The organism is Kocuria rhizosphaericola (genome assembly GCF_044462205.1).
GTDB lineage: Bacteria > Actinomycetota > Actinomycetes > Actinomycetales > Micrococcaceae > Kocuria > Kocuria rhizosphaericola.
In genome coordinates this window covers 26,535-36,278 of record NZ_JBISWK010000164.1, presented here as the reverse complement: position 1 = coordinate 36,278, position 9,744 = coordinate 26,535, and the positions used below count along the sequence as shown (strand labels likewise).

At 71.2% G+C, this 9,744-nt stretch carries 8 protein-coding genes; all 8 read right to left on the bottom strand.

Annotated elements, in window-relative coordinates; translation table 11 throughout:
- Positions 1-21: 21 nt before the first annotated feature.
- Entirely contained in the window at positions 22-1,059 is a 1,038-nt protein-coding gene (locus ACH9D2_RS17095; protein WP_396364024.1) for a Gfo/Idh/MocA family oxidoreductase, read from the bottom strand.
- 166 nt (positions 1,060-1,225) lie between these two features.
- Positions 1,226-2,761: a CoA-acylating methylmalonate-semialdehyde dehydrogenase gene (locus ACH9D2_RS17090; RefSeq protein WP_396364023.1), complete on the bottom strand. Its 1,536-nt coding sequence runs from the start codon at positions 2,759-2,761 to the stop codon at positions 1,226-1,228.
- Positions 2,762-2,773: 12 nt separating this feature from the next.
- On the bottom strand, positions 2,774-4,729 hold the full coding sequence (iolD, locus tag ACH9D2_RS17085; protein WP_396364022.1) for a 3D-(3,5/4)-trihydroxycyclohexane-1,2-dione acylhydrolase (decyclizing): 1,956 nt from the start codon (positions 4,727-4,729) through the stop codon (positions 2,774-2,776).
- Complete coding sequence (locus ACH9D2_RS17080; protein ID WP_396364021.1) at positions 4,726-5,664, bottom strand: Cgl0159 family (beta/alpha)8-fold protein; 939 nt, start codon at positions 5,662-5,664, stop codon at positions 4,726-4,728. Before ACH9D2_RS17080 ends, iolD begins: the two co-directional genes overlap by 4 nt.
- Positions 5,661-6,647, bottom strand: coding sequence for a 5-dehydro-2-deoxygluconokinase (iolC, locus tag ACH9D2_RS17075; protein ID WP_396364020.1), 987 nt, complete (start codon positions 6,645-6,647; stop codon positions 5,661-5,663). Before iolC ends, ACH9D2_RS17080 begins: the two co-directional genes overlap by 4 nt.
- On the bottom strand, positions 6,644-7,534 hold the full coding sequence (locus ACH9D2_RS17070; protein WP_396364019.1) for a TIM barrel protein: 891 nt from the start codon (positions 7,532-7,534) through the stop codon (positions 6,644-6,646). Before ACH9D2_RS17070 ends, iolC begins: the two co-directional genes overlap by 4 nt.
- 34 nt (positions 7,535-7,568) lie before the next feature.
- Positions 7,569-8,528: a sugar phosphate isomerase/epimerase family protein gene (locus ACH9D2_RS17065; RefSeq protein ID WP_396364017.1), complete on the bottom strand. Its 960-nt coding sequence runs from the start codon at positions 8,526-8,528 to the stop codon at positions 7,569-7,571.
- A gap of 280 nt (positions 8,529-8,808) precedes the next feature.
- Entirely contained in the window at positions 8,809-9,726 is a 918-nt protein-coding gene (gene sucD, locus ACH9D2_RS17060; RefSeq protein WP_396364016.1) for a succinate--CoA ligase subunit alpha, read from the bottom strand.
- Between the last annotated feature and the right edge of the window lie 18 nt (positions 9,727-9,744).

Here is a 9,744-nt window from a genome sequence, read left to right as displayed (position 1 = left end):
ACGCCGGCCCGTCGCTGCCGCTCAGGCGCGTGCGGGAACCTGTGCCGCGCCGTAGAGCTCCGGCTTGGGCTGCATGCGCACAGGCACGATCTCCCCGCTCGCCTGGGCGCGGACGCCTGCCTCGCAGCAGGCCGCCGTGGCGTAGCCGTCCCACGCCGAGGGACCCCCGATCCGCCCGCGCGCCGCGGCGTCGGCCCACGCCTGGATCTCACGGTCGTACGCCTCGGCGAAACGCTCCTCGAAGCCCGGGGTGACGCTGCCGCCCCACGTGCCGGCCGTGCGGACGTAGGGCTCGGTGTCGCCGCCGATGCCCACCACCCCGGTCTCGAAGGACGCCTGCGTGGCGACCTGGTAGCCGAACTGGGCGTTGACGTAGGCCTCGACCTGGGCGAGGACCCCGGACTCCGTCTCCATCAGCACCAGCTGCGGGTCCTTCTGGCCCTCCGGGGCGTTGCGGGTGGAACGCCCGATCCGCACCTGCACGGAGGTGATCTCCTCCCCGGTGAAGAAGCGCACGGCGTCGAACTCGTGCACCACCGTGTCGTGGATGATCATCTCGTTGGTGAAGCCGGCCGGAGTGGTGGGGTTGCGGTGCTGGTGGTGCAGGGTCAGCAGCTCCCCGTAGGCCTTCTCCTCGATCATCCGGCGCAGGGCCAGGTAGCCCGCGTCGAAGCGGCGCATGAAGCCGACCTGGACGAACTGCCGGCCGGCGGCGGCCTCCGCCTCGACCACGCGCCAGGAGGACTCCGCGTCCGGGGTCAGCGGCTTCTCGCACAGGGTGGGCAGCCCGTGCTCGATCGCGGACAGCAGCACCTGCTCGTGCAGGAACCCCGGAGTGGCGATCAGGGCGGCGTCGACGTCGTCGCGGTCGAGCACCTCCTGGAAGTCCGTGTGGGCGACCGCGCCGGGGATGTGGGCGACGGCGGCCTCGGCCCGGGACCTGTCGATGTCGACGACGGCGGCGATCTCGGCGCCGTTGGTCCGGCGGTGGATGCGCTCGATGTGGTCGGCGCCCATGCGGCCGGCTCCGACGACGGCTACGCGCAGGGTGGTGGTCATGGTGAATCTCCTTCCGCCCGCTGGGGGCGTGTGGACCAGGTCGGTCCGGATGGTGGTGGAAGCTGCGTGGTCCCCGTCCCTGCCACGCCTTCGAGGGCGGGGCGGGGACGGAACCCGAGGTCCGGGCACAGCGACTGGGAACCGCCGGCCGTGGGACAGGCTGGACTCAGTGGTCGGACGAGGACGGGAACGCGAAGGACGCCCCGGAGGCGTGGTGCGGCTCGGGCCACCGCTCGGTGACGGCCTTGCCGCGGGTGTAGAAGCGCACCCCGTCGGGCCCGTAGATGTGGTGGTCGCCGAACAACGAGGCCTTCCAGCCGCCGAAGGAGTGCCACGCGACGGGCACGGGGATCGGGACGTTGACGCCGATCATGCCCACGGTCACGCGGCGCTTGAACTGGCGGGCCCAGGCGCCGGAGGAGGTGAAGATGGCGGTGCCGTTGCCGTACGGGTTGGCGTTGATGACCTCGATGCCCTCGTCGAGGGTGTCCACGCGCAGCACCACGAGCACGGGCCCGAAGATCTCCTCCTCGTAGGCCTGCATGTCCTGGCGCACCTTGTCGAGGACGGTGGGGCCCACGAAGAAGCCGTCCTCGTGGTCGGCCACGACCAGGTCGCGCCCGTCCACGACGACGGCGGCGCCGTCCTGCTCGGCGGCGGTGACGATCCGGCGCACACGGTCCCGGGACGCAGGCGTGATGACCGGGCCCATGTCGGAGGAGGCGTCCATGCCGTTGCCCACGGTGATGTCCTTCGCCCGCTCGGCGAGCTTGTCCACGAGCAGGTCCGCGGCCTCGCCCACGGCCACGGCCACGGACACGGCCATGCAGCGCTCCCCGGCGGAGCCGAAGGCGGCCGCCGTGAGGTTGTCGGCCGCGGAGTCCATGTCCGCGTCCGGCAGCACGATCGCGTGGTTCTTCGCCCCGCCGAGGGCCTGGACCCGCTTGCCGTGCTTGGTCGCGGTCTCGTGGACGTACTGGGCGATGGGGGTGGAGCCGACGAAGGAGATGCCGTCCACGTCCGGGTGGGTCAGCAGACCGTCCACGGCCTCCTTGCCGCCGTGCAGGACCTGGAAGACGCCGTCCGGCAGGCCGGCCTGCTGCCACAGCTCGGCGATCAGCAGGGACGGGGAGGGGTCGCGCTCGGAGGGCTTGAGGATGAACGCGTTGCCGGTGGCGATCGCGACGGGGGCCATCCACAGCGGCACCATGACGGGGAAGTTGAACGGGGTGATGCCCGCGACCACGCCGAGGGGCTGGCGGAAGGAGTAGACGTCGATGCCGGTGGAGAACTGGTCGGAGTACTCCCCCTTGAGCTGCTCGGCGATGCCGCAGGCGAACTCGACGACCTCGAGACCGCGGCCCACCTCGCCCTTGGCGTCGGAGAGCACCTTGCCGTGCTCGGCGGTGATCAGCCGGGCGAGGTCGTCGGTGTGGGCGGCCACGAGCTCACGGAACTTGAACAGCACCGCGGTACGCCTCGACAGGGACACGTCGCCCCATGAGTCCGCGGCCTTCCGCGCCGCGGCCACCGTGGTCTGCAGGTCCTCGTCGGTGGCCAGGTGCAGGATGCCGGACACCTCGCCGGTGGCGGGGTTGTAGATCTCCTGCGTGCGGTCCCCGGTGCCGGGGGTGCGGGCGCCGTCGATGAAGTGCTCGACGTGCTGGACCTGCTGCTGGGTCTTGTCGATCTGCTGGGTCATGGGACTCCTCCTTCAGTTCCCGAGCAGCGGGCGCTGCCGGGACTTGTGCTGCTGGTAGACCTCGTAGGCCTCTTGGGTGGACGACAGGGTGGCGGTGCCCGTGACGGGCACGTCCCACCAGGACTCGGAGCTGGGCGCGTCGACCAGCGGGTCCGACTCCACGTGCACGAGCACGGGACCGGAGCCCTCCGGCACGTCCTTGGCCTGCCCGACGGCCTCCTTCAGCCGGTCGACCACGCCCTCGCCGGGCTCGACGCGCAGCACGCGCACGCCGAGGGACTCGGCATTGGTGGCGAGGTCGATCGGCAGCGTCGAGCCGTCGTCGAAGCTGTGCCGCTCCTCGTCGAGGTAGCGGTACTTCGTGCCGAAGCGCTGGGACCCCAGCTGCTCCGACAGGGCGCCGATCGAGGCGTAGCCGTGGTTCTGGACGAGCACCACCACGAGCTTGAGCCCCTCGGCCACGGCCGTGACGAGCTCGGTGTGCATCATCAGGTAGGAGCCGTCCCCGACCATGACGACGACGTCGCGCGCGTCCTGCGGCGTGCCGGCCCGCTCCGCCTCGGCCACGGCGGCCCGCTTGACCCCGAGCCCGCCGGCGATCTCGTAGCCCATGCACGAGAAGGCGTACTCGACGTGGTAGCCGTAGGCGTCCTTGACCCGCCACATCTTGTGCAGGTCACCGGGCAGCGAGCCCGCGGCGCACACGACGACGTCGCGGTCGTCCATGGCCTCGTTGACGGCCCCGATGATCTCGTTCTGGCTGGGCAGCGGGAGGTGCCGCTCGCCGAAGGCCGCGTCCACGGTCGCGTCCCAGCGCTGCTTCTCCCGCTCGACGGTCTCGGCGAGGTCCGCACCCACCCGGTAGCCCCCGAGTGCCTTCGTCAGTTCGACGAGGGTCTTGCGGGCATCGGCGACGACCGGCACGGCGGTGCCCTGCTTGTAGGCGTCGAAGGCGGCCACGTTGATGTTGACGAAGCGCACGTCCGGGTGCTGGAACGCGGTGCGGGACGCGGTGGTGAAGTCCTCGTACCGGGTGCCGATGCCGATCACCAGATCGGCGTCAGCGACCACCGCGTTGGACGCGGTGGACCCGGTCGAGCCGACCGCGCCCAGGCACAGCGGGTGGTCCCAGTCCAGGACTCCCACGCCGGCCTGGGTGTAGGCCACGGGGATCCCGGTGGCCTCGGCGAACTCCCGCAGCGCCTCGGTGGCGAAGGCGTAGTGCACCCCGCCGCCGGCGATGACCACCGGCCGCTCGGCCGCGCGGATCGCCGCGACGGCCGCTCGCACGTCCTCCTCCTCCGGGGCCGGCCGGCGGATCCGCCACTCCCGGGGCGCGAGGAACTCCTCGGGCACCTCGAGCGGCTCGGCCTGCACGTCCTGCGGGAGCGCGATCGTCACGGCACCGGTCTCGGCCGGGTCCGTGAGCACGCGCATGCCGTTGAGCAGCGCCGAGAAGAGTTGCTCGGGGCGCCAGACGCGGTCGAAGTAGCGGCTGACCGGCCGGAAGACGTCGTTGACGGTGATGTCGTTGGCGTCGGGGCGCTCGAGCTGCTGGAGCACCGGGTCCGGCCGCCGGGAGGCGAACTGGTCCGAGGGGAACAGCAGCGCGGGCAGCCGGTTCGTGGTGGCCAGGGCCGCGCCGGTGACCATGTTGGTGGATCCCGGGCCGATCGAGGTGGACACCGCGAAGGTGGCCCGGCGCCGGGTGTGCCGGGCGTAGCCGACGGCCTGGTGCACCTGGGCCTGCTCGTTGCGGCCCTGGTAGTAGGGCATCAGGGCGGGGTCCTCGGCCTGGAACTGCTTCAGTGCCTGGCCCACCCCGGCCACGTTGCCGTGGCCGAAGATGCCGAACATGCCCGGGATCGTGCGCTGCCGGTACTCCTCGGCGCCGATCCGGTCCACGGTCCACTGGTTGGCCAGGAACGCGACGAGCGCCTGGGAGACGGACAGCGTGCGGCCGCTCATCGGGCGGCTCCTTCCTCGACGGGGTGCCCCTTGAGCAGGGACGCAGCGGTGGCCACGGCGCCGGCGACGTCGCCGTCCTCGGGGTAGAGGAGGGTGCGGCCGACGGTCAGGCCCTGGACCCCGGGCAGCGCGAGGGCGGCCTCCCAGGTCGCGAACACCTCGTCGGGCCGGCCGCTGGGATCCCCGCCGAGCAGGACCGTGGGCAGCGTGGTGGACGCCATGACGCGCTCCATGTCCTCGACGACGGGCAGCTTCATCCACGTGTGCGCGGAGGTGCCGCCGAGGCCCTGGGCGATGGCCACGGACTGGATCACGGCATCGGCCGAGAGGTCGTTGACGATGCCCCGGTCCGTGATCCGGGAGATGAACGGCTCGACCATGGCGATGAGGCCCAGGGCGGCCAGGGAGTCCACCGCCCGGGCGGTGGACTCCAGCACGGAGCTGGTGTGCGGGTCCTCGAAGCAGATGCGGGTGAGCATCTTGCCGCCGTCGGCGCCGACCCGGTCCAGCGCCTGGGCGGTGTGCCCCGTGAAGCGGTCGTCGATCTCGTTGACCAGCCCGGGCAGTCCGCCGCGGTTCATGGAGCCGAAGACGAGCTTGCCCTCGAGCGCACCGAGCAGCAGCAGGTCGTCCAGCACGTCCGGGGAGGCGAGCACGCCGTCGACCAGAGGGTTCGCCAGGGCGATCTGCAGGCGGTCCAGGAGGCTGCGCCGGTCGGCCATGGCATCGGACTCGTCGCGGACCCTCAGGGCGCCACGGGCGGCGTGGTCCGCGGCGACCACGAAGTTCTGCCGCCCGTGCACCGGTCCGGGGTGGCGGCGACGGGAGTCGGCGGCGCGCTGGACCGCACGGGGCTCCTCGAGCCGGACCCGGGTGAGGTGCTCGTAGCGGCGCGGATCGGCCGTGTCGAGCTCGAGGGGCGACGTCCTGGTCATCGGGTGACTCCTTCGGGAACGGTGCGGCCGCGTTCGCGCAGCAGCTGGAAGACCTCGTCGGGTGCGGGCATGGCGTCGGAGCACGAGATCCTCGACGCCACGATCGCGCCGGAGGCGTTGGCGTAGTCGAGGACCTGTTCGAGGCTCCAGCCCTGGTTGATGCCGTGGCAGAAGGCTCCGCCGAAGGAGTCGCCGGCGCCGAGGCCGTTGACGGTCTCCACAGGGACAGGGGCCGAGACCACGCGCTCGTCGCGGGTCCTGGCCATCACCCCGTCGGGCCCGAGCTTGACCACGGCGATCCGCACGCCGGCCTCCAGCAGCCGGTCGGCCTGCTCGTCGGGGGTGCCCTCCCCCACGGCCACCGCGCACTCCTTGTCGTTGCCGATGGCGATGGTCACGTGCTGGAGCAGCTCGTGGACCTGTGCCCGGGCGTCCTCCTCGGACTCCCAGAACATGGGCCGGTAGTCGAGGTCCAGGATCGTGTGCTGATCCGCCCGCAGCTGCTCGCGCGGACGGGCCTCGTGCGCGGCGAAGTGGGCGGAGCGGGACGGCTCCTGGCACAGGCCCGTGACGGTGGACCACAGGATGCGCGCATCCCGCACGACCTCGGCGTCGATCTCCTCCGGCCGGATCTGCAGGTCGGGGGCCGTGGGGAACCGACCGTAGAAGTACAGCGGGAAGTCCTCCGGCGGCCGGATCGCACAGAACGTGGCGGGCGTCTGCAGCCCCCGCACGGGACTCACGAAACGGTCGTCCACGCCGTAGCGGTTGAGCTCGCGGTGCAGATAGGTGCCGAACGGGTCGTCGCCGGTGCGGGTGATCAGCGCGGTCGACTCGCCGTGGCGGGCCGCGGCGACCGCCACGTTCGACGGCGATCCGCCGAGGTACTTGCGGAACGTGGTCACGTCCTCGAGACCGACGCCCACGTCGTCCGGGTAGATGTCGACGCTGATGCGTCCCAGGGTCACGACGTCGTAGCTCATGCCTGCGCTCCTGCCTTCCGCACGGCGGCCGAGCGCTCGCGCATCTGCTCCAGCTGGTAGCGGGAGACCTCCATGGCGTTCTCGTTCTCGGCGAAGACCGAGGAGACCATCACGGTCTCCGCGCGGTCGAGGAAGCCGTTGGCGGCGAGCCCGCCGAAGAACTCGTCCCAGTCCACGTCGCCGTCGCCGACCTTCAGGTGCTGGTGCACCCGGGCCGCATTGCCCGGGGGGTTGGTGATGTAGCGCAGCCCGTGCGAACGGTGGTGGTCCATGCTGTCGGCCACGTGGACGACGCGCAGCCGGTCCCCCACCGCGGCCATGATCTCCAGCGGCGCGTCCTTCATGTGGAAGGTGTGCGGGGCCACGTAGGCGAAGCCGAGGTTCGGGGAGTTCACGCCCCGGATCACCCGCCAGGCGGCCAGGCCCTGCTCCACGAAGTCGTCGGGGTGCGGGTCGATCGCGATGTGCACGCCCTCGCGCTCGACGAGGGGCAGCAGCTCCTCCATCGAGCGGTAGAACGCCCGCTCGGACTCCTCGGCCAGCTCGGGCCGGCCCTGGAACTCGGTGTTCATCTGCTGCACCCCGAGGTCCACCGTCATCCGGATGGCGCGCTTCCAGTACCGCACGGCCGCCTCGCGGGCGTCGGGGTCCGGGGCGGACCAGCGCAGCACCGGCAGCACGGAGGCGATCTGCACCCCGGCGTCGCGGCAGGCCGTCCGCAGGTCCGCGACGAGCCGGTCGTCGGCCTTGGGGTGGTTGAAGAAGGGCAGGAAGTCCGCGTGCGGCGTCAGCTGCAGGTACTCGTAGCCGAGCTCGGCGGCGAGCCGGGGGAACTCGAGCAGGGAGTGGGTGGAGTGGAACGGTGTGGGATCGAGGGCGATCTTCATGGACGGTCCTCCAGGTCTGTGGTGCGCGGACGGGTCAGCGGACGCGGGTGCGGGAGCCGCAGCCCAGCAGGTAGGAGCGCGTGCGGGTGGCGATGGGCAGCGGCACGTCGAAGGAGGAGACGGGGTACATGTCCTGCTCGACGATGCCGAAGATCGGCCGGTCCAGCTTCTCCACCTCCGCGACGACCTCCGCGAGGTCGGGCAGGCCGGCGGGCGGCTCGACCATCACACCGGCCAGATTGGCCGCGGCCCAGGTCAGGTTCTCCCGGCGCACGCGCTCGAGGACCACGGGATCGATCTGCTTGAGGTGCAGGTAGCCGATCCGCTCGGGGAACTTGCGGATCAGGTCCACGGAGGACGCTCCGCCGTACTCGGCGTGGCCGGTGTCCAGGCACAGGGTGACCAGCTCGGGGTCGGTGCGCTGGAGGAAGGTCTCGATGTCGGGCTGGCCGCACACGTGGGAGTCGGCGTGCGAGTGGAACTGCTGCTGCAGGCCGTACTCCTCGCGCAGCACCTTGCCGAGCCGGTCGTGGCCCGTGCACAGGGCGTTCCACTGCGCGGTGCTCAGGTGCTCGTCCTCGAGGGCCTCGCCCGTGACGTCGTCGCGCCACATGGCCGGGATGACCACGATGTGCTCTCCGCCCATGGCAGCGGTCAGCTCGGCGACCTTCCGCGCGGGCTCCCACGCCTCGTCCCACTGGGCCGCGCCCCGGTGGAAGGCGGTGAAGACGGTGCCGGCGGAGACCTTGAGGTTGCGCTGGGCCAGCTCGTCGGCGAGCCGGGCGGGGTCGGTGGGCAGATAGCCGTACGGGCCCAGCTCGATCCAGGAGTAGCCGGCCTCGGCGACCTCGTCGAGGAAGCGCTCCCACGGCGTCTGCCGGGGGTCGTCGGGGAACCACACGCCCCACGAGTCCGGGGCGGTGCCGATCAGCACGGGCTTCTTCTGCTGTGCCGCCGCGTCGGCGGTCGTGGTGGTCGCCCTCTGCTGCGCCATGGTGACCTGCTTTCTGGTGCTGGACCGGCGTCACGGTGGAGAGACCGGGCGCCCGGCCGATCAGTGGTCCGGATCACAACCAGAATACGACATCAGGTCAGTTTGTAAAGACATAACGTCTAAGTGGTGTCCCGCTCCGGTCCGGGCTGGACGGGCCCGGGTGCACGACGGCAGGGGAAGCCGTCCGGCCCGGGACGGGGACATGCGGAAGGCCCCGTCCACGGACATCGTGGACGGGGCCTTCCTCGTGCGGCGGGTCAACGGGCCGGGACCCGCCGGATCACTTGCCCTCGAAGATCTCCCGCATGAGCTGGGCGGTCTCGGACGGCGTCTTGCCGACCTTCACGCCCGCGGCCTCGAGGGCCTCTTTCTTGGCCTGGGCCGTGCCCGAGGAGCCGGAGACGATGGCGCCGGCGTGGCCCATGGTCTTGCCCTCGGGGGCGGTGAAGCCGGCGACGTAGCCGACGACCGGCTTGGACACGTTCGCCTTGATGAAGTCCGCGGCGCGCTCCTCGGCGTCGCCGCCGATCTCGCCGATCATCACGATGGCCTCGGTCTCCGGGTCCGCCTCGAACGCCTCGAGGGCGTCGATGTGGGTGGTCCCGATGACCGGGTCGCCGCCGATGCCGATGGCGGTGGTGAATCCGATGTCCCGCAGCTCGTACATCATCTGGTAGGTCAGGGTGCCGGACTTGGAGACCAGGCCGATCTTGCCCTTGCCGGTGATGTTGGCCGGGGTGATGCCGACCAGCGACTCGCCGGGGGTGATGATGCCGGGGCAGTTCGGGCCGATGATGCGGGTGGTCTGCTTGCCGTCCGCACCGGTCCTCGACTTGGCGTAGGCCCAGAACTCGGCCGAGTCCTGCACCGGGATGCCCTCGGTGATCACGACCACCAGCGGGACCTCGGCGTCGACGGCCTCGACCACGGCGTCCTTCGTGAAGGCCGGCGGGACGAAGACGATCGACACGTCCGCGCCGGTCTTCTCGACGGCCTCGGCGACCGTGCCGAAGACCGGCAGCTCGACGCTGTTGCCGTCCTTGTCCTGGTGGGCCACGGTGGTGCCGGCCTTGCGGGCGTTGACCCCGCCCATGACCTGGGTCCCCGCCGCGAGCATGCGACCGGTGTGCTTGGTGCCCTCGCCGCCGGTGATGCCCTGAACGATGACCTTGGAGTCCTTGTTCAAAAAGATAGACATTGCTGTTCGTTCCTTAGA

Bases quoted from the DNA above. Each gene is read 5' to 3' on its own strand.
- ACH9D2_RS17095 (WP_396364024.1), bottom strand. From the start codon at position 1,059: ATGACCACCACCCTGCGCGTAGCCGTCGTCGGAGCCGGCCGCATGGGC.
- ACH9D2_RS17090 (WP_396364023.1), bottom strand. From the start codon at position 2,761: ATGACCCAGCAGATCGACAAGACCCAGCAGCAGGTCCAGCACGTCGAG.
- iolD (WP_396364022.1), bottom strand. From the start codon at position 4,729: ATGAGCGGCCGCACGCTGTCCGTCTCCCAGGCGCTCGTCGCGTTCCTG.
- ACH9D2_RS17080 (WP_396364021.1), bottom strand. From the start codon at position 5,664: ATGACCAGGACGTCGCCCCTCGAGCTCGACACGGCCGATCCGCGCCGC.
- iolC (WP_396364020.1), bottom strand. From the start codon at position 6,647: ATGAGCTACGACGTCGTGACCCTGGGACGCATCAGCGTCGACATCTAC.
- ACH9D2_RS17070 (WP_396364019.1), bottom strand. From the start codon at position 7,534: ATGAAGATCGCCCTCGATCCCACACCGTTCCACTCCACCCACTCCCTG.
- ACH9D2_RS17065 (WP_396364017.1), bottom strand. From the start codon at position 8,528: ATGGCGCAGCAGAGGGCGACCACCACGACCGCCGACGCGGCGGCACAG.
- sucD (WP_396364016.1), bottom strand. From the start codon at position 9,726: ATGTCTATCTTTTTGAACAAGGACTCCAAGGTCATCGTTCAGGGCATC.